Below are 18,628 nucleotides of genomic sequence, written 5' to 3'. Positions count from 1 at the left end.
GGACCTGCAAGCGTTCCGAATTGGGGCAGGTTCTCCTTGCGCAGGGATACAGGGAGTTTAGAAGTCCGTTGATTCGGCGTTTCAGCGCGGAACAACACGGATCGGCGGCTCAGAGGGCCGTTGCCGGGAGCGGCCCGAGGTCATGAAGGACAACCACCCAGCGGTCGAGGCGGAAGGGCTCTGCAGGCGCTACGGGCGCTCGTGGGCCTTGATCGACATCGACCTGAAGGTTCCCCGCGGCACCGCCCTGCTCGTCGCCGGCCGCAACGGCTCCGGCAAGTCGACGCTCTTCCGCGTCCTCGCCGGCGCGCTGAAACCGGACCGCGGCAGCTACCGCATGAACGGCCACGACGGCATCCAGGCCAGGCAGGAGGCCCGGGCGCAGGTCGGCCTCCTCGGCCACTACTCGAATACCTGGGACGCCCTCTCGGCGCTGCAGAACCTCCAGGTCACCGCCCGCTTCGCCGGCAGACCCGCAGGCAGGCGCGACCTGATGCCGCTCCTCGAGGAGGTCGGCCTCGCCGAGCGCGCCGACAGCCCGATCACCTCGTTCTCGGCCGGCATGCGCAAGCGCATCGCCTTCGCCCGGGTGCTCCTCCAGGAGCCGAGCGTGATCCTCCTCGACGAGCCCTACGGCCAGCTCGATCCCCCGGGCTTCGCCTTCGTCGACGCCCTCATCCCCAGGCTCACCGCGCGGGGCACCACCGTGCTCATGGCCTCGCACCACCTCGAGAAGGGCGCCGAGCTCTGCGACATGGGCATCGCCCTGGAGCGCGGCCGGGTGATCTTCAGCGGCAGGGCGAAGGACCTCCCTGCAGCCTTCGCCGCGCACCACGCCCCCGCCCGGAAGCTGGAGGCCGTTCGATGAGGCAGCTCGTCGCCGCCGCCCACAAGGACCTCCTCCTCTCCTGGCGCACCCGCGCCCAGGCGAGCGCGGTGATGGTCTTCGGGGCCACCACCCTCCTCCTCTTCTCCTTCGCGGTGGGCCCCAACTCGGCGGCCCTCCGCGCCAATGCCGGCGGCTTCCTCTGGGTGGCCCTGCTCCTCTCCTCCACGCTGGCGCTGGCGGAGAGCTACCGCAGCGAGATCGAGCAGAAGGCGCTGGAGGGGCTCCTCCTCCTGCCCGCCTCGCCTCGCGCCCTCTACTACGGCAAGGCGCTCGCCAACTGGCTGCAGCTCCTGCTGGTCGGGATCGGGCTCATCCCGGTGATGATCGTCCTCTACGATCCCGGCTCGCAGAATCTGCTCGCCCTCGTCGGGGTTCTCGCCCTCGGAACGGCAGGGCTTTCCGCCCCGGGCACCCTCTACGCGGCGATGGCCTCGCAGGCCCGGGCGCAGCAGGTTCTCCTGCCCCTGCTCCTCTTCCCGCTGGTGGTGCCGGTGCTGCTCGCCGCCGTGAAGGCGAGCTCGCTCCTGCTCCTCGGCGATCCGATGGGGCAGGCGTCCTCCTGGGTGCTGCTTCTGGCTGCATTCAACGGTGTTTTCTGGCCACTCTGCGGTCTGCTGTTCGGCCAGGTGGTAGAGGAGTAGGAGAGCCCATGGCTTCGACGACCAACGAAAAACGCCCCCTGCTGGCGTACGGCCTCATCGGCCTTGCCGTGGTGCTCTTCACCATCGGCTCCTACATCGGCCTCGCCGTCGCCCCCCGCGAGCACTTCATGGGCGAGGTCCAGCGGATCATGTACGTCCACGTGCCCACGGCGTGGATCGGCATGCTCACCCTCACCTTCGCCTTCGTCTGCGCGCTCCTCTTCCTCTTCAAGCACGACTGGAAGTGGGACTCGCGGCTCGAGGCGGCGATCGAGGTCGGCGTGCTGCTCTGCTTCCTGCTCTGTGTGCAGGGCGCGATCTGGGCCAAGCCGACCTGGGGCGTCTGGTGGGATTGGGATCCCCGGCTCACCGCGGTGGCGGTGATGCTCTTCGCCTTCATCGGCATCCTCGCGCTGCGCCACTTCGTCGAGGAGCCGGTGCGCCGCGCGACCTGGTCGGCGGTCGCGACCATCATCGCCTTCGCCGACGTGCCCATCGTCTACTACTCGGTGAAGTGGTGGAACTCGCTGCACCAGGTGCAGTCGACCCCCGAGACGGTGGACGGGCCGATGATCACGCCGCTGCGGATCAACGCCTTCGCCATGCTCTTTCTGATGATGGGCCTGGTGTCCCTGCGCACGCGCCTCGCCGCGCGGCGCCTCGAGAACGAGATCGCTCCGCCTCTGCCGGAGCGCGAGCGCAGCGACGATCGCATCGCCGCTGCCGGAGGTGAGGCATGACCGGCGGCATCGTCATCGGCGGCTGGGAGTACGTCTGGGCCGCCTACGGAATCACCTTCACCGTCCTCGGTGGCTACACCATCTCGTTGCTGCTCCGCCTCAAGGGCGAGAAGCGCCACAACGATGAGGAAGTTCGATGAGCACCGCTGCCCCTGCCCTCCCCCCGATTTCGAAGAAGACGAAGATCTTTGCAGTGGTGGCCCTCGCCATCGCCGGCGCGGCTTTCTCCTTCATCGCCCTCGGCGGTCTCGGTGAGAACCTCGTCTACTACTGGGCCCCGAGCGACCTGCGCGCCAACGCCGACAAGGCGGTGGGCGCCACCATCCGCCTCGGCGGCCAGGTGGCCCCGGGCACCATCGTCTTCGACGGCACCAACAAGCTCGCCTTCGAGGTGACCGACGGAAAGGCCAACGTCCCGGTGAAGGCCGAGGGCGTGCCGCCCGCGATGTTCCGGGAGAGCATCGGCGTGGTGGTCGAGGGGACGATGACGGCGGAGGGACACTTCACCTCCAACCGCCTCATGGTCTCCCACGACAACGAGTACCGCGCGCCGAAGGAAGGCGAGGCGTACGACGCCGAGAAGATGATCAAGCAGGTGATGAAGGACAACGAGGACGGGCGATGAACGCGATCCTCGGCCAGACGCTGGTGCTCCTCGCCCTGCTCACCGCTGCGGTGGGCAGCGTGCTGGGCTTCACCTCGGGCTTCAAGAAGAACGACGCCGCCCTGCAGTGGGCGCGGCGGATGGCCTACGCCTTCTCCGCGCTGATGATCGGCGCCAACGTGCTGATGGTCTACGCGCTGCTCACCCACGACTTCTCGGTGAGCTACGTGGCGCAGGTGGGCTCCCGCGCGACGCCGACCTGGGTGACGGTGGTGAGCCTCTGGTCCTCGCTCGAGGGCTCGATTCTCTTCTGGGGCGCGATCCTCGGTCTCTACGTCGGCGGCGCCGTCTACTGGAGCCGCAACAAGCACCCCGAGGTGATGCCCTGGGCGCTGGGCATCCTGCTCGCGTGCTCGGTCTTCTTCGCCTTCCTGATCGCGGGGCCTGCCAACCCCTTCCATGTGGTGCCCAACCCGCCAGCCGACGGCCCCGGCGCGAACCCGCTCCTCCAGAACCACATCCTCATGGTCGTCCACCCGCCTGCGCTCTACCTGGGCTACGTGGGCATGACCGTCCCCTTCGCCTTCGCCGTGGCGGCGCTGATGGCGGGCCGCCTCGGTCCCGACCTGCTCAAGAGCCTGCGGCAGTGGCTGCTCGTGCCCTGGATGTTTCTCACCGTCGGCATCGTGCTCGGCGGCTGGTGGGCCTACGAGGTCCTCGGCTGGGGCGGCTACTGGGCGTGGGATCCGGTCGAGAACGCCTCGCTGCTCCCGTGGCTCACGGCCACCGCTGCGGTGCACTCGATCCTCGTGGTGGAGCGCAAGGGGATCCTCAAGGGCTGGACCGTCACCCTGGTGCTGGCGACCTTCCTGCTCACCATCCTCGGCACCTTCATGACGCGCTCGGGCGTCTTCAACTCGGTGCACTCCTTCACCCAGTCGGACATCGGCCCGACCTTCCTCGGCTTCCTCGGCTTCGGCCTCGTCTTCTCCGTGCTGCTCCTGGCCGCGCGGATCGGCACGCTGGAAGCGGAGGGGCGGATCGACGATGCGAAGAGCCGCGAGAGCTTCTTCCTCGTCCAGAACCTGATCTTCGTCGGCCTCACCTTCACCGTGCTCATCGGCACCGTCTTCCCGCTGATCGTCGAGGCGGTGAAGGGCGTGCAGATCAGCGTGGGCGAGCCGTACTTCAACCGGATGGCGATCCCGCTCGGCGTGGCGCTGCTCTTCGTGATGGGCATCGGCCCCGCGCTGCCCTGGGGCCGCTCGAGCCGCCAGGAAGCCGTGCGCGCGGTGCTGCCGCCGCTCGCAGGCGCTGCCGTGGTCACCGCGATCGGCGTGGCCCTGGGCGCCCGCAGCCCCTGGCTCATCCTCACGCTGCTCACCGGCGGCTACACGCTGCAGGTGACGCTCAAGGAGATGTTCCTGCCGGTGCGCCAGCGCCTCAAGGGTGGCCGCAACAGCCTCGGCCAGGCGCTGACCTCGCTGGTCGGCCCGGGCCGGCGCCGCTTCGGCGGCTACGTGGTCCATCTCGGCGTGGTGCTGGTGATGGTGGCGATCGGCGTCTCCAGCACCCACAAGGTGACGGCGGAGACGACGCTGCCGCCGGGTGGTTCGACCACCCTCGGCCCCTACACCCTCACCTTCCTCGGCACGCAGGATCGGGTGGAGCCGCACCGCCGCTCCACCATCGCGCAGGTCGAGGTGAAGAAGGGCACCGAGTCGCTCGGCATCCTCGAGCCGGCGATGAACCATTACTTCACCCGCCGCGAGCCGATCGGCACCCCCGCGGTCCACAGCACGGTGAAGGAGGACATCTACCTGTCGATGATGAGCATCGACGGGAAGGGCAACCTCGGCCTCCGCGCCTTCCTCGAGCCGATGGTCGGCTGGATCTGGTTCGGAACCGCCATCATCGTGCTCGGCTCGCTGCTCTCGATGTGGCCGCGCCGCTCGCTCGCCACCGCTTCCGCGCGGAGCCGGCAGCCCGTCGCCGCCGGTGGCCCTGCCCCCGACAACGTGGAGCCCGCAGCGTGAACAAAAAGGTCCTCATCGCAGGATTGGTCCTCGTGCTGCCGCTCATCGCGCTCTTCGCGATGAGCTTCGGCAACGACCCGCACTCGGTCCGCTCGCCGCTGGTGGGCAGGCAGGCGCCGCCCTTCGCCCTCACCAGCGTCGGCGAGAAGCAGACCGTTTCTCTGGACGCGCTCAAGGGCAAGCCGGCGGTGGTCAACTTCTGGGCCACCTGGTGCCAGCCCTGCAAGATGGAGCACGGCGTGCTCACCCGCGGGGCGAATGCCTTCGGCGAGCAGGTGCAGTTCGTCGGCGTGGTCTACGACGACAAGGAAGAGGCGATCACCGAGTTCCTCGATCGCTACGGCAGCGGCTACCCCGCGCTGATCGACGAGGGCGGCAAGACCGCCATCGCCTACGGCGTCACCGGCGTGCCCGAGACCTTCTTCATCGACGCCAACGGGAAGATCGTCTCGAAATACGCCGGGCCGCTCTCCCCCGATCTGCTCGCGAAACACGTGCGCGAGCTGCTGGAGGCGCAGTGAGCCTGCTCCGTTTCTCCCTGCCCTGCTGGGTGCGGATGGTCCTCGCCTTCCTGGCCGCAGGCTGGGTCGGTCTCGGCGCGGTGCGCGCCGGCGCCACCAAGCCCCTGCCGCCCAACCACCCGCCGGTCCCCGCTGCAGCTGCGCCTGCGGCGCCCGCAGGCGACGGCATGGACGCCGACGCAGCCGCGGTGCTGAACCAGGCCGCCGCCCGTGCCGAGCAGGCAGGCAAGCCGGTCGACCGCGCCTTCGTGGTTTCGGTGGTCGGTGAGCCCGAAGACGCGATCCCGGCGACGCCCGAGGCCCTCGAGGAGAAGACCCACGCGGTGGCGCTGCTGCTCCGCTGCCCGGTCTGCCAGGGCAGCGCCGTCGCCGACTCGCCCTCCTCCACCGCCGTCAACATGAAGAACGAGGTCCGCGACCTCGTGGCCCTCGGCTTCGGCCAGAACCAGATCCTCCGCTACTTCGAGGCGTCCTATGGCCAGTTCGTGCTGATGGAGCCGAAGGCCGAAGGGATCAACTGGCTGGTGTGGCTCGGCCCCGGCGTGCTCGTCCTCGCGGGCCTCGGGGTGGTGGCCTACACGGTGAAGAAGCTCGGCGCCGGCAAGGCGGGTGCGGTGGCGGGCCACGTGCCCGGCCGCGGCGAGCTGCCCGAAGATGCGGAGCTGTCGCGCTACGTGCGCAAGGTGCGCGAGCTGGCCTACGGCTGGTCCGGCGGCGAGCCCCCGGCGGATCTCGCGAAGGGAGCGGAGTGATGGGCGGCGGGATGCACGAGACCAACTGGCTGCCGCCCCTGCTGGTGCTGGGGCTGGGGCTCCTCGCGGGCCTCGTCCTCGCGGTGAAATTCGCCCGCTCGAAGCGCGGCGCCGCGGCGGCGATGCCGCACGCGGTGGCGATCGAGGACGTCGAGGTGCGCGATCTGCGCGTGCAGCGCGACCTGCTCGTGGCGCAGCTGCGCGAGCTCGACGACACGGCGGGCAAGCGCACCGCCGACGAGCTCGCCCGGGACCGCTTCGCGCTCGAGCTGCAGGCGGCGGCGGTGCTGCGCGATCTCGACCTCGCCGAGGCCCGGGAGCGCAAGGCGGAGGCGGCTGCAGCTGCAGCGCCCGCCGCTGCTGCGGCGAAGCCCACGCCGGCGTGGGTGGGCGCTGCCTGGGGCGGCGGCGTGGTGCTCTTCGGCGCCCTGCTCTTCTTCATCCTCCAGAGCGAGTCGGGCAACCGCGCCCCCGGCGGCTCGATCACCGGCAACGGCCCCACCGTAAACGGCCCCGCTGGCAACGGTCAGATGGCCGAGGGGCAGCAGGCCCCGGCGCAGCCCGATCCCGAGCTCGAGCAGTTCATCGCCAGGGCGCAGGCCAACCCGCAGGATCTCGAGGCGCAGCTCGACCTCGCGCAGGCCTTCCTCTACCGGGAGCGGCTGGTCGAGGTCTTCCAGGTGGTCCAGCACATCAAGACCCTCGACGCCGAGAACCCGCGGGCGCTGACCTACGAGGCGGTGGTGCGGCAGGCGATGGGCATGGCCGAGCAGGCCCTCGCGCTCCTCGACACGGCGGTGCGGAAGGATCCGCAGCTCGCCGAGGCGTGGGTGCGCCGCGGCCTCGTCGCCTTCGACGTGGCGAAATACGACGTGGCGGTGGAGTCCTGGGAGAAGGCGCTGGCGATCCGGCCCGACGGCAAGGAGGCGCTGGCCCCGGTGATCGCCGAGGCGAAGCTCCGCATGGAGAACAAGGGCAAGGTGGCGCCGGTGCCGTCGCCGGAGGAGCTGGCTGCAGCGCCGGTGAAGGCACCCGCACCCGCACCCGAGCCCGCCGCTGGCCCGAACGATCTCCAGGTGGTCCTCGAGCTCGATCCGGCCCTCGCCGGCAAGGTGGCCCCGGGCACGCCGATCTTCGTCTCCGTCCGCTCCGCCGGCGTGAAGATGGGCCCGCCCGCTGCCGCCAAGCGGCTCGCCGCAGGCAGCTTCCCGCTCACGCTGGTCATCGGCCCGGGCGACACGATGATGGGCCAGCCCCTGCCCAATCCGGCGTACGTCGAGGCCCGCATCGACGGCGACGGCAACGCGATGACACGCGACCCGTCCGACCCCTCGGCCAACGCCGACGGCGTCGCCGCAGGCAAGGCGACCACGCTGGTGCTCCGCGCCGGCAACTGACGGCAAGCGCTGCTGCAAAGAGAGACGCCCGGCCCGCATCGAAGCGGCGCCGGGCGTTTCCATTTGCAGCTGCAGCTCCGGCCTACCAGCTCACCGTGAGGTCGTAGACGCCTTCGTGGAAGGAGCTGAAGCCGTCGACGATGGCGAACCAGAGGCCGTCGCCGACGAGGGGCACGCCGGTGAGCTCGGAGGCCCGCCCGCAGGATGCGTCGTCGTTGCAGGCCACCGGCGAGCCGGTGCAGGTGGAGCCGATGGCGACCACGGTGTCCCAGGTGGCGCCGCAGGTGGTGGCGCTGGCGGTGTGGGTGCCGGGGCAGGTGGTGAAGTACCAGAAGTCCTCGGGCCCTGCTGCACCGGAGCAGGCCACCCGCGTGTTGGTGCCGCCGGTGGTGTCGCCGCTCACCTGCACGCCGCTCTCGATCGGGCTCGCTCCGCTGCAGCTCGAGGTCTGCACCTTGATCTGCACGGTGGTGTCGGCGGTGACCCCGTGGGCCTCGACCACGACGAAGTGCGTGCCGGCGGGAAGCACGCCCACCCACTGTTCCTGCTGCGTGCCGCAGGCGTCGTCGGTGCAGCTCGACTCCGTCCCCGTGCAGCTGCCGGTGCGGACGGAGAGCGAGGTGGAGACGGCGGAGCCGAAGGTGGAGAGATAGACGAGCTGCTCGCTCGGCAGATCCAGCTGGAAGATCACGTCGCGTCCCGAGGCAGCGCCGCAGCTCGAAGTGACGTCGTCGACCGTGGCCGTGCCCACCGCCGCGGTGAAGGTGCCGTCCCGCACCAGCGGGAACGCGTTCGCGCAGCTGTCGTTGGTGTCGATCGGCGGGCAGCGATCGTCGGGCATGCCGTCGCAATCCTCGTCGATGCCGTTGTGGCAGATCTCGGCGCTCGGCACGCAGCTGTTCGGATCGTGGGGGATCTCCACCGGGATGGTGGTGACGTTGTTGGTGTAGTCGAGCTCCGCGAAGACCCGCGCCGGGTTGACGGCGATCTCCAGCTGGTACTGGCCGGCGGGAACGCCGGTGATGTCGACCCACTGGCAGTCGAGGCCGCTGCCGTAGGTGTCGGCCCAGCCCATCGAGATCCCCTGGTTGCTGCAGCCGTACTGGGGGGAGGTGGCGGGCGCGTCGGGGTCCACGCGGTTGATGTCCATCAGGCAGAAGGCCTGCTTGTGGCCCACCGCCGCCACGTTCCCCTGCATGTCGAGGAGCCGGTAGCTCGCGTAATCCTCGAAGTGGTAGTGGCCATGGCACTGGCTGAAGACCAGGTGCGGGTTGCCGCTCGGCGGCCCCACCGCCAGGTCGGCGGTGCCGAGGTTCGGCGTGCGGGTGGAGAAGCGCAGCAGCCTGCGGTCGCCGGTGCCGGCGACGCAGCCCTCGACCACCGCGCAGGAGTTCGCCTCGAAGTTGGTGACGAGGTAGTTGAGCGAGCTGGAGAGCACCCCGGCGTCGACGCTCAAGTCCGGCAGCGGCATCGTGGTACAGACGCCCTTCACGCAGCCCTGCCCCGCGTCGCACTCCACGCCGCAGGCGCCGCAGTGGAGCGGGCTGTCCTGCAGGTTGGCGCAGAAGCCGTCGCAATCGGTCTCGGTGGCGCGGCAATCCTCGGTGCAGCCGCCGTCGAGGCAGCGCTGCCCGTTGCCGCAGACCGTGCCGCAGCCGCCGCAATTGTTGGGGTCCGCGGCCAGGTCGGCGCAGTAGCCTTCGCACGCGGAGGTGGGCTCGGGGCAGGCGCAGCCGCCGTCGATGCAGACCTCGCCGAGGCCGCAGGTTGTGCCGCAGGCGCCGCAGTTCTCGGGGTCGGTGCCGAGCGCGACGCAGCGGCCGTCGCAGGGGCTCTCGTTGCCGAAGCAGCGGAGCTCGCAGACGCCGTCGCTGCAGCGCTCGTCCTCGGCGCAGGCCTTGTCGCAGGCGCCGCAGTGATCCTCGTTGTCGAGCACCGGAACGCAGGTGCCGCCGCAGGCGAGCTCGTCCGCCCTGCAGCCGCAGGCGCCGGCGCTGCATTCCTGGTTGCCTTCGCAGGCGTCGTCGCATGCGCCGCAGTGCAGGCTGTCGCTCTGGAGGTCCACGCAGCTCGTGCCGCAGGCGGTGCGGCCGCCCCGGCAATCGAGGACGCAGGCGCCCTCGCTGCAGACCTCGCCCGTGGCGCAGGCCGTGCCGCACGCGCCGCAATTGGCTCCGTCGCCCTGGAGGTCGACGCAGGTGTTGCCGCAACGGGTCTCGCCGCCGCAGTCCGCGCAGGCGAAGCCGTCTCCGTCGGCGGCACAGACCTCGGTGGCGCCGCAGGCGACCCCGCAGCCGCCGCAGCTCTCCCTGGCCCCGGGGTCGGTGCAGACCCCGGCGCAGGCGATCGCACCTTCGGCGCAGCAGACGCCGTCGGTGCAGGCGCTGCCCGGCTCGCAGACGTTGCCGCACGCGCCGCAATTCGCCTCGTCGCTCCCCGTGTCGACACACGAGCCACCACACTCGGTCTGCGCACAGCTCGCCTCGTCCTCGCCGCAGCCCGTGGCCGCGATCGCGACGACGAAGAGCAACGCCAAACGGCACCACCGCTTCATGGGGACCCCTCCCGTTGACCTGGAGGGGCGATTCTTCCACCCCCGCTGCCCAAAAGAAAAGCGGGCGCCCTCACGAAGAGGACGCCCGCCCTTTTACTCGCCGTATGTCGGCCGCTTACGGGCTGACGAGATCCGCCGGCCCATGAACGACGCCGCATCACATCACTGCTGCAGCACCAGGTCCTCGGTGGAGAAGGGCAGGAGGTTGTACCGCTGCTGGTACTGGTTCTGGATTCCCGTGATCGAGCTGAAGACGTCGCCGACCTGGTAGTTCCAGTTGCCCAGCGCCGAGTTGCCGTAGTCGTCGACCACCACACCACCAGTGACGACGAATTCCTTGTACTGCGCGTCGGGTGGCGAAGTGACGGTGACGTTCTCGATCCGGAGGAGCACGCTCTCGTAGGCCTCCGCCAGGGCGCCGGTGGGCGCGATGTCCGCCGGATTGACGACCGTCGCGGCGGGAATCGTTCCGGCGCCGATGGTGGTCACCTGCGGCGACGTGATCTCCGAGAGGTTGTTGTACTCGACGTAGCTGCCCGAGATCCGAACGTCGTCACCGAGGGCAACCGTGGGCGTCGTACCCGTGTAGACGTAGATCCCCGACCACGGACCACCCGCGCGGTCCTGGCACCAGAATCCGGTGCTCGACCGGATGCGGCTGACGGCGCATTCGATGCTGACGTTCGAGCCTTCGGGCACGGGGTTCGTCTGGTCTCGGTTCTGGATCTGCGCGATCGTGACCGGGCAACCCATGGCGCCGGGGTTCGCCACGTCGGGGCAGAGGTCGCATAGGTCGCCCTTGCCGTCGTCGTCGGCGTCGGCCTGGTCGGCGTTCGGAAGGCCGGGGCAGTTGTCCTCGATCTCGTCGACGCCGTCGCCGTCGCGATCGTCGAGGCTCGCCAGGGTGCAGTCCTCCGTGCCGGCGTTCATCGGGCAGACGTCGCAGACGTCGCCGCGGGCGTCGCCGTCGAAGTCCGGCTGCAGCCCGCCGTCCATGGGACGGATCGGGTTGAAGACGCTGGGGCAGTTGTCGAACTCGTCGGCGATCCCGTCGCCGTCGCGATCCCCTTCGACCGCCTCGCCCGTGTAGAAGGTCGAGCCGAGCTCCACCGGGTCGGGGAGCGAGGAATCGGTGTTGTCGCGGCTGGGAACACAGGTCGGCTCGTTCTCCGGCGCGCCGCAGAAGAAGAGCGGGTAGGCGGAGCCGTTGCTGCCCTCGAGCGTGGCGAAGCTCGCGCCCACCTCGTCGGAGAGGCAGACCTTCTTCTGGTTGCCGCAGACGTCGACCGCGTCGCAGCCCGCCTCGGCGCGCAAGCCATCGACGAGGTCCGCCTCGCCGTAGAGGAGCTTGCCCGCGCGGAAGACGGCGAGCACGTCCTGCGCCTCCGCCTCGAGGACCGCGCGGTGATCCGCGTGGCCGCCGCCGACGAAGAGCGAGAGGTCGGCGACCTTGCCCACCTCGATGGTGCCGAGCACGTCGCCGACCGCCATCGCCTCGGCGCCGTTGCGGGTCGCCATCAGCCAGAGCTGCTCGTCGGTGAAGTAGGAGCCGTAGTAGGTCTGGTTGAGCGAGTCGATGCAGGCGAGCTCGCGCAGCATGTTCATCGAGCCGGACTGGAGCCAGTCGGTGCCCAGGGCGATGGTGACGCCGAAGGAGTCGTACTGGGTCACGGCGGCGGTGTCGCCGTAGAGGCTGATGTTGGTGCGCGGCGACCAGACCAGCTTGCTGCCGGTGGCGGCGAGCTCGGCGATCTGCATCGGGTCGAGGCCGACGCCGTGGATCAGCGCGGTCTGCGGCTCGATGAGGTCGTTGTCGCCGCTGCGGATGCACTCGAACTCATTGCGGGCGGCGGCGTCGATGCCCTCGCCGACGTGGGGCGCGTAGCCGTCGTAGCTCGAGAAGTAGCTCGGGGTGCGGATGTTGCCGTACTGGCAGCCCGAGGTCCGCTTCGCGCCGTTGGAGTCGCCGAGCGGGAAGGTGTCGTAGCGCACGCCCCGCTTGCCCGGGAGGCCGAGCAGGCTCGCGGCGTGGTCGAGGTTGCGGAGCAGGCCGACGATGTTGTTGCCCGAGACCGAGCCGTTGGTCGCGGTGGCGCCAGCCATGAGGAAGCGCAGCTCGGCCCACTGGAGCGCGGGGATGCTGCTCGTGGCGCCGCCGGAGGAGAGCTCGTCGTGCCCATCGGCGCCGGTGCGCCAGTCGTGGCGGTGCTCGTACTTCTCGGCGGTCCGCGGCTGCGGCGCCTTGAGGTAGGTGATGTGATCGTGGGCGTTGATCAGGCCCGGCGAGAGGACGGCGTCCTCGCAGGCGACGCGGCTCGCGCCAGCGGCGAGGACGTGCTCCTCACAGCCGCAGCCGACGCACTGGATCACGCCGTCGGCGTCGACCAGCACCTGGCCGCGGCGGAAGACCTCGCCGGGGACGAGGATGTCGGCGGTGACGAGGAGGTTGCCGTCGCCGGCGGTGGCCTCGCAGCCACTGGCGGGAACGGTGTTCTCGCAGGTGGTGACGGTCGGGAGGGGATGGCCGCTGGTGAAGTCGCCGCCGGTGCCACCGGTGCCGCCGCTTCCGCCAGCACCGCCCGCTCCGCCTTCGCCACCCGCGCCGCCGCTGCCGCCCATGCCGCCATCGCCGCCGGCGCCACCCACGCCACCGTCACCGCCGGTACCACCGCTGCCGCCGGTCGCGCCGGTGCCGCCCTGGCCGCCGTGGGGCTCGGTGTCGCCGCCGCAGGCAGCCGTGCCCACCAGCGCCAGCACCGCGAGAATTGCGAGCTGCTTCTTCATGGTTTCTCCCGATCCCCCAGCGTTTTCGGCTTTCGTAGCCCCAAAGCGCCGCAGCGCGAGGGCCCAAGGCGCGCGTCTCATACCCCACAGTCGGACTTTGCCGCCAGTCCGGGTCCGGAAACGTCACGCGCGCGTTGCACGCTGTGCGGGCAGGCGCCCGCATGTTAGTTGGCGGCCCGACCGCCGGAGTGCGGCAGGAGGTCCCCGTGGCAGCTCGGATCATCGACGGCAAGGCGATCGCGGCACAGGTGCGCGGCGAGGTGGCGGAGGGCGTGCGCGCCTTCGCCGCAGCCCACGGCAGGGCGCCGCGGCTCGAGTTGATCCGGGTCGGCGACGACCCGGCCTCTGCCAGCTACGTGCGGAGCAAGCACAAGGCCGCCACCGAGGCGGGGATCGAAGTGGCCGAGCACCACCTCCCGGAAGACGCGGGGACGGCCCAGATCCTCACCCTGATCGAGCGGCTCAACGCCGACGAGGAGGTGGACGGCATCCTCGCCCAGCTGCCCCTGCCCGCAGGTTGCGACGAGCAGGCGGTGCTGGACGCCATCGATCCGGCGAAGGACGTCGACGGCCTCCACCTCGTCAACCAGGGAAAGCTCCTCGCGGGCAGGAAGGACGGCCTCGTCGCCTGCACCCCCGCCGGCGTGATGCGCCTCCTCCGCGAGGCGGGCTGCGATCCCAGGGGAAAAAAGGCGGTGGTGATCGGCCGCTCCAGCCTCGTCGGCAAGCCGGTGGCCCTGCTCCTCCTCCAGGCGGACGCCACGGTCACCATCTGTCACACGAAAACGGCGGATCTGGAGGCGGAGGTCCGCGCCGCCGAGATCGTGGTCGCGGCCGCGGGAAGCCTGGGCCTCGTCCGCGGCGCCTGGATCCGGGAGGGCGCCTGGGTGATCGACGTGGCGATGAACCGCGACGAGGCGGGCAAGCTCGCCGGCGACGTGGAGTTCGCCGCCGCCGCAGAGCGCGCCGCCGCGATCACCCCGGTGCCTGGCGGCGTGGGGCCGATGACGATCGCCCTCCTCCTCCAGAACACCCTCCGCGCCGCCGTTCTGCGCACCGGCAGCGATTGACTCTTCGAGGCGTAACGGCCACTTGTCGCACCACGATAGCGGCTGCTTGACACTTCGGTCGCCGCCGATAGCATGCGCGCCGATTTCGCCCCTGGGAGGGACCCACATCATGGCCAACTCGCGTCGAACCCCGCTCTACGAGGCCCACAAGCGTCACGGCGGCAGGCTGGTGGAGTTTGCCGGCTGGGAGCTCCCCGTGCAGTACGCCGGCGTGATCGAGGAGCACAAGGCCGTGCGCGAGGCCGCCGGCCTCTTCGACGTCTCGCACATGGGCGAGGTGTGGTTCCTCGGCGAGGGCGCGCTGGAGGCCTGCAACGAGCTGGTCACCAACGACCTCGCCCGCCTCGCCGACGGCCAGGCGATGTACGCCGGCCTGCTCAACGAGCGCGGCGGCTTCGTCGACGACGTGATCTGCTACCGCTTCTCGCCCACGAAGATCCTCGTCTGCGTCAACGCCTCCAACGCCGACAAGGACTACGCCTGGATGCGCGACCACGCGCGCGAGGGCGTCACGGTGAAGAACGAGAGCGACGACTGGGCGCAGCTCGCGCTGCAGGGCCCGAAGGCCGTCGCCATCGCGCAGAAGCTCACCTCGCACGATCTCTCCGCGATCAAATTCTTCCACTTCGCGGAGATCGAGCTGGGCGGCAAGGCCGTGATCATGGCCCGCACCGGCTACACCGGCGAGGACGGCTTCGAGATCTTCTGCCAGCCGGGCGACGCCGAGACGCTCTGGGAGGCGCTCCTCGAGGCGGGCAAGGCAGACGGCCTCCAGCCCGCGGGCCTGGGCGCCCGCGACTCGCTGCGCACCGAGGCGAAGCTCGCCCTCTACGGCAACGACATCGACGACGACCACACGCCCCTCGAGGCCGGCCTCGGCTGGATCGTGAAGTGGGACAAGGGCGACTTCATGGGCAGGGACGCCCTCGAGGAGCAGAAGGCCGAGGGCGTGCAGCGCAAGCTCGTCGGCTTCACCCTCACCGAGCGCGGGATCCCGCGCCACGGCTACCCGATCCTCAAGGACGGCGAGCGCGTGGGTGAGGTCACCTCCGGCACCCAGAGCCCCACCCTCGGCATGCCCATCGGCCTCGCCTACGTGCCCACCGAGCTCGCGGCGGAGGGCTCGACCTTCCACGTCGAGATCCGGGGCAAGCCCGTCGCCGCCAAGGTCGTGAAGACTCCCTTCTACAAGCGGCAGGCCTGAAGCCCGCCCCTCACCCAAGGAGGCCTGCGATGGCCGACTACCCCAAGGATCTGAAGTACACCAAGGACCACGAGTGGGCCCGCATCGAGGGCAACCAGGTCACGGTCGGCATCACCGCCTTCGCGCAGGAGAGCCTGGGCGACGTGGTCTACGTGGAACTTCCCGAGGTCGGCACCGAGATCAAGGCGGGCCAGCCCTTCGGCGTGGTCGAGTCGACCAAGGCCGTGAGCGAGCTCTTCGCCCCCCTGAGCGGCAAGGTCGTGGAGCGGAACGACGCGGTCGTCGACTCCCCCGAGACCGTGAATAACGACCCCTACACCGCCGGTTGGATGATTCGCGTCGAGGCGAGCAACGAGACGGAGCTCGCGTCGCTGCTGGATCAGACCGCCTACACCCAGTTCGTCGAGGAACAGGGCCACTAGGCCCTTCCCCTTCTCCGCCACATAGAGAAAGCCGGTCCATGCGCTACCATCCCCACACCGAGTCCGACATCCGGGAGATGCTCGCGAAGATCGGGGTCCAGAGCCTCGACGAGCTCTTCACCTCGATCCCCCAGAGCTTGCAGATGGACCGGCCCCTGGCCGTGGAGCCCGCCCTCGACGAGCGGGCTCTCATGGAGCACCTCGAGGAGCTCGCTGCGAAGCAGCCGAAGGCCGTCCCCTTCCTCGGCGCCGGTGCCTACCCGCACCACGTGCCGCCCTCGGTGGATCAGCTCCTGCTCCGCGGCGAGCTCTACACGGCCTACACGCCCTACCAGCCGGAGATCGCGCAGGGCACCCTGCAGATCACCTTCGAGTTCCAGACCTTCGTCACGCTGCTGACCGGTCTCGAGATCGCCAACGCCTCGATGTACGACGGCGCGTCGGCCACCGCAGAAGCGGCGCTGATGTCGATCAGGGTCGGCAACGGCAAGCGCAGCAAAGTGGTCGTCTCCAAGGCGCTCCACCCCGAGTACCGCGAGACGGTGCGGACCTACCTGGGCGAGGGCTTCGAGCTCGTCGAGGTGGCCTTCGACCCGCTCACCGGCAAGACCGACCTCGCCGCCCTCGAGGCTGCGGTGGACGCCAACACCGCCGGCGTGATCATCGGATACCCCAATTTCTTCGGCGTGGTCGACGATCTGCCCGGCGCCTCGAAGATCGCGCAGCAGCACGGCGCGCTCTGCATCTCCGCGACCACCGAGGCGCTGGCCTTCGGGCTGCTCCAGGCCCCGGGCCAGCTCGGCGCCGACATCGCCGTGGGCGAGATGCAGTCCTTCGGCAACGGCGTGAACTTCGGCGGGCCGGGCCTGGGCTTCTTCGCCACCCGCGAGAAGTTCCTCCGCCAGTTCCCCGGCCGCGTCGCCGGCGCCACCGTGGACAGGAAGGGCGAGCGCGGCTTCGTGCTCACCCTCTCCACCCGCGAGCAGCACATCCGCCGCGAGAAGGCGACGTCGAACATCTGCACCAACCACGGCCTCAACGCCGCGGCGGCGACGATCCACCTCTCGATGCTCGGCAAGCACGGCCTGCGCGCGATGGCGCTCCTCAACTGGCGCCGCGCGAAGTACGCCCGCGAGCAGCTCGCCGCGAAGGGGCTCGAGCCCGTCTTCAGCGGCCCCGTCTTCAACGAGTTCGCCGTCCACGCGCCGAAGGATGCGGTGCAGCGGATCGGCGAGGCCGGCCTCGCCGGCGGCCTGAAGCTCGACCGCTACTACACCGAGCTCGGCGATGGACTGCTGCTCTGCGTCACCGAGCTGCACGACAAGGCCCGCATCGACGCCCTCGTGGCGGCGCTCTCCTAGAGGTACACCGACGTGGCCACCGAACGCTTCTTTCCCAAGTCCTCCCCCGGCGCTCACGGCATCCAGTACCGCGAGCCGCTGATCTTCGAGCGCTCCGAGCAGGGCCGCATGGGCGTCTCGCTCCCGGACGCCGGCGTGCCCGAGGCGGATCCCGCCAGCGAGATCCCCGCGGAGCTCCTCCGCGGCGAGATCGAGAACATGCCCTCGGTGACCGAGGTGCAGGCGGTTCGCCACTTCGTGCGCCTCTCGCAGCTGAACTACTCGGTGGACACCGGCTTCTTCCCGCTGGGCTCGTGCACCATGAAGTTCAACCCGAAGGTGAACGAGTGGGCGGCGCGCCTCCCCGGCTTCGCCGGCGCGCACCCCTACCTGCCGGAAGAGCAGAGCCAGGGCGCGCTGGAGCTGATGTACCGCCTCGAGCGGATGCTCTCCGAGATCGCCGGCCTGCACGTCACCACCCTCGAGCCTGCAGCAGGCGCGCAGGGTGAGCTCTCCGGCCTGATGATGATCCGCGCGTGGCACATGGCCAACCACGGCAAGCCGCGCAAGAAGGTCCTCATCCCCGACTCCGCCCACGGCACCAACCCCGCGTCGGCGGCGCTCAACGGCTACGTCGCCGTCGAGCTCAAGTCGAACAAGGACGGTGTGCTCGAGCCCGAGACGGTCGCCGCGGCGATGGACGAGGACGTCGCCGCGATCATGATGACCAACCCCAACACGCTGGGCATCTTCGAGACCCACGTGAAGGAGATCGCCGAGATCGTCCACGCCCGCGGCGGCCTGGTCTACGGCGACGGCGCCAACATGAACGCGCTGCTCGGTCGCGCCCGCCCCGGCGACATGGGCATCGACGTGATGCAGTACAACCTGCACAAGACCTTCTCCACGCCGCACGGCGGTGGCGGTCCCGGCTCGGGCCCCGTCTCGGTGGCGAAGACGCTGGAGCCCTTCCTCCCCCGCCCGATCGTGGTGAAGGACGGCAACCACTACCACCTCGAGTTCGACCGCCCGCAGTCGGTCGGCAAGCTCCGCACCTTCTGGGGCAACTTCGGGATGATGGTCCGGGCCTACACGTACATGCGTGAGCTCGGCCCCGAGGGGCTCAAGGCCTGCTCCGATCTCGCGGTGCTCAACGCGCAGTACATCCGCGCGCTGATCGAGAAGGAGTGGAACGTCCCCTACGGCAACCGCTCGCTCCACGAGGTCGTCTACAACGACAAGAACCTCAAGGAGACCGGCTGCACCACGATGGACGTGGCCAAGGCCCTGGTCGACCACGGCTACCACCCGCCCACCGTCTACTTCCCGCTCATCGTCCCCGGCGCGATCATGGTCGAGCCGACGGAGACCGAGACCAAGGAGACGCTGGAGAACTTCGCCCAGGCGATGATGGCGATCGCGGCGCAGGCCCGCGAGGAGCCGGAGGCGCTGAAGGAGATGCCGAAGAAGCCGATCGTCGAGCGTCTCGACGAGACCCGTGCCGCCCGGAAGCCCGTGCTGCGCTGGACCCCGGGCTTCGGCGCCGAGGAGTAAGCTTCCCGGAACGAGCACGTCTACGGCGGTGTCCTTCCCGGGCGCCGCCGTTTTCGTTCCTGCCCGGGCGACAGCAACCGATCGGAGGACCGCGCATCCGTGCAGCCTTCGGTCGTTCGG

The 18,628-nt window shown here is 70.0% G+C and carries 16 protein-coding genes; 14 read left to right on the top strand and 2 right to left on the bottom strand.

The genetic code is table 11. The features are described from left to right. The first annotated feature begins 142 nt into the window (after positions 1-142). The 9 genes from ccmA to ACESMR_RS20385 are packed head-to-tail and all read left to right on the top strand — an operon-like array spanning position 143 to position 7,580. Positions 143-868, top strand: coding sequence for a heme ABC exporter ATP-binding protein CcmA (gene ccmA / locus ACESMR_RS20425; protein ID WP_373048971.1), 726 nt, complete (start codon positions 143-145; stop codon positions 866-868). Continuing rightward, the gene (locus tag ACESMR_RS20420; RefSeq protein WP_373048970.1) at positions 865-1,530 is read left to right on the top strand and encodes a heme exporter protein CcmB; all 666 of its coding nucleotides are present in this window, start codon (positions 865-867) and stop codon (positions 1,528-1,530) included. The genes ccmA and ACESMR_RS20420 overlap by 4 nt, the downstream gene beginning before the upstream one ends. Positions 1,531-1,538: 8 nt before the next feature. After that, complete coding sequence (gene ccsA / locus ACESMR_RS20415) at positions 1,539-2,270, top strand: cytochrome c biogenesis protein CcsA (RefSeq protein WP_373048969.1); 732 nt, start codon at positions 1,539-1,541, stop codon at positions 2,268-2,270. Next, the gene (locus ACESMR_RS20410) at positions 2,267-2,410 is read left to right on the top strand and encodes a heme exporter protein CcmD (RefSeq protein ID WP_373048968.1); all 144 of its coding nucleotides are present in this window, start codon (positions 2,267-2,269) and stop codon (positions 2,408-2,410) included. The genes ccsA and ACESMR_RS20410 overlap by 4 nt, the downstream gene beginning before the upstream one ends. After that, on the top strand, positions 2,407-2,895 hold the full coding sequence (locus ACESMR_RS20405) for a cytochrome c maturation protein CcmE (RefSeq protein WP_373048967.1): 489 nt from the start codon (positions 2,407-2,409) through the stop codon (positions 2,893-2,895). Before ACESMR_RS20410 ends, ACESMR_RS20405 begins: the two co-directional genes overlap by 4 nt. Continuing rightward, entirely contained in the window at positions 2,892-4,910 is a 2,019-nt protein-coding gene (locus tag ACESMR_RS20400) for a heme lyase CcmF/NrfE family subunit (protein ID WP_373048966.1), read from the top strand. Before ACESMR_RS20405 ends, ACESMR_RS20400 begins: the two co-directional genes overlap by 4 nt. Continuing rightward, positions 4,907-5,431, top strand: a complete 525-nt coding sequence (locus ACESMR_RS20395) for a TlpA family protein disulfide reductase (protein WP_373048965.1) — start codon at positions 4,907-4,909, stop codon at positions 5,429-5,431. The genes ACESMR_RS20400 and ACESMR_RS20395 overlap by 4 nt, the downstream gene beginning before the upstream one ends. Further along, positions 5,428-6,183: a cytochrome c-type biogenesis protein CcmH gene (locus ACESMR_RS20390; RefSeq protein ID WP_373048964.1), complete on the top strand. Its 756-nt coding sequence runs from the start codon at positions 5,428-5,430 to the stop codon at positions 6,181-6,183. Before ACESMR_RS20395 ends, ACESMR_RS20390 begins: the two co-directional genes overlap by 4 nt. Then, positions 6,183-7,580: a tetratricopeptide repeat protein gene (locus ACESMR_RS20385; RefSeq protein ID WP_373048963.1), complete on the top strand. Its 1,398-nt coding sequence runs from the start codon at positions 6,183-6,185 to the stop codon at positions 7,578-7,580. The genes ACESMR_RS20390 and ACESMR_RS20385 overlap by 1 nt, the downstream gene beginning before the upstream one ends. Positions 7,581-7,662: 82 nt before the next feature. On the opposite strand, the gene ACESMR_RS20380 is transcribed toward ACESMR_RS20385, so the two are convergent. Continuing rightward, positions 7,663-10,134: an MXAN_6577-like cysteine-rich protein gene (locus tag ACESMR_RS20380; RefSeq protein ID WP_373048962.1), complete on the bottom strand. Its 2,472-nt coding sequence runs from the start codon at positions 10,132-10,134 to the stop codon at positions 7,663-7,665. Between the two features lie 162 nt (positions 10,135-10,296). Then, a complete protein-coding gene (locus ACESMR_RS20375; RefSeq protein ID WP_373048961.1) occupies positions 10,297-12,918 on the bottom strand; it encodes an amidohydrolase family protein in 2,622 nt (873 codons plus the stop codon). A 206-nt stretch (positions 12,919-13,124) separates the two neighbouring features. Here ACESMR_RS20375 and folD point away from each other — a divergent pair, with 206 nt between their 5' ends. The 5 genes from folD to gcvPB all read left to right on the top strand — a co-directional run bounded on the left by folD (position 13,125) and on the right by gcvPB (position 18,508). Then, complete coding sequence (folD, locus tag ACESMR_RS20370; RefSeq protein WP_373048960.1) at positions 13,125-13,988, top strand: bifunctional methylenetetrahydrofolate dehydrogenase/methenyltetrahydrofolate cyclohydrolase FolD; 864 nt, start codon at positions 13,125-13,127, stop codon at positions 13,986-13,988. A gap of 109 nt (positions 13,989-14,097) precedes the next feature. Further along, on the top strand, positions 14,098-15,192 hold the full coding sequence (gcvT, locus tag ACESMR_RS20365) for a glycine cleavage system aminomethyltransferase GcvT (RefSeq protein ID WP_373048959.1): 1,095 nt from the start codon (positions 14,098-14,100) through the stop codon (positions 15,190-15,192). Positions 15,193-15,221: 29 nt separating this feature from the next. Further along, a complete protein-coding gene (gcvH, locus tag ACESMR_RS20360; protein ID WP_373048958.1) occupies positions 15,222-15,614 on the top strand; it encodes a glycine cleavage system protein GcvH in 393 nt (130 codons plus the stop codon). Between the two features lie 38 nt (positions 15,615-15,652). Beyond that, positions 15,653-16,975, top strand: a complete 1,323-nt coding sequence (gene gcvPA / locus ACESMR_RS20355; protein ID WP_373048957.1) for an aminomethyl-transferring glycine dehydrogenase subunit GcvPA — start codon at positions 15,653-15,655, stop codon at positions 16,973-16,975. A gap of 12 nt (positions 16,976-16,987) precedes the next feature. Further along, positions 16,988-18,508, top strand: coding sequence for an aminomethyl-transferring glycine dehydrogenase subunit GcvPB (gcvPB, locus tag ACESMR_RS20350; RefSeq protein ID WP_373048956.1), 1,521 nt, complete (start codon positions 16,988-16,990; stop codon positions 18,506-18,508). Positions 18,509-18,628 lie beyond the last annotated feature (120 nt).

Origin of the sequence: Vulgatibacter sp. (assembly GCF_041687135.1) — a bacterium.
Taxonomy (GTDB): domain Bacteria; phylum Myxococcota; class Myxococcia; order Myxococcales; family Vulgatibacteraceae; genus JAWLCN01.
This window is presented reverse-complemented; position numbering and strand designations above follow the sequence as displayed.

What these genes read in the sequence shown, in the direction of transcription:
- ccmA (WP_373048971.1), top strand. Translation starts at nt 143, where the DNA reads ATGAAGGACAACCACCCAGCGGTCGAGGCGGAAGGGCTCTGCAGGCGC.
- ACESMR_RS20420 (WP_373048970.1), top strand. Translation starts at nt 865, where the DNA reads ATGAGGCAGCTCGTCGCCGCCGCCCACAAGGACCTCCTCCTCTCCTGG.
- ccsA (WP_373048969.1), top strand. Translation starts at nt 1,539, where the DNA reads ATGGCTTCGACGACCAACGAAAAACGCCCCCTGCTGGCGTACGGCCTC.
- ACESMR_RS20410 (WP_373048968.1), top strand. Translation starts at nt 2,267, where the DNA reads ATGACCGGCGGCATCGTCATCGGCGGCTGGGAGTACGTCTGGGCCGCC.
- ACESMR_RS20405 (WP_373048967.1), top strand. Translation starts at nt 2,407, where the DNA reads ATGAGCACCGCTGCCCCTGCCCTCCCCCCGATTTCGAAGAAGACGAAG.
- ACESMR_RS20400 (WP_373048966.1), top strand. Translation starts at nt 2,892, where the DNA reads ATGAACGCGATCCTCGGCCAGACGCTGGTGCTCCTCGCCCTGCTCACC.
- ACESMR_RS20385 (WP_373048963.1), top strand. Translation starts at nt 6,183, where the DNA reads ATGGGCGGCGGGATGCACGAGACCAACTGGCTGCCGCCCCTGCTGGTG.
- ACESMR_RS20380 (WP_373048962.1), bottom strand. Translation starts at nt 10,134, where the DNA reads ATGAAGCGGTGGTGCCGTTTGGCGTTGCTCTTCGTCGTCGCGATCGCG.
- ACESMR_RS20375 (WP_373048961.1), bottom strand. Translation starts at nt 12,918, where the DNA reads ATGAAGAAGCAGCTCGCAATTCTCGCGGTGCTGGCGCTGGTGGGCACG.
- gcvT (WP_373048959.1), top strand. Translation starts at nt 14,098, where the DNA reads ATGGCCAACTCGCGTCGAACCCCGCTCTACGAGGCCCACAAGCGTCAC.
- gcvH (WP_373048958.1), top strand. Translation starts at nt 15,222, where the DNA reads ATGGCCGACTACCCCAAGGATCTGAAGTACACCAAGGACCACGAGTGG.
- gcvPA (WP_373048957.1), top strand. Translation starts at nt 15,653, where the DNA reads ATGCGCTACCATCCCCACACCGAGTCCGACATCCGGGAGATGCTCGCG.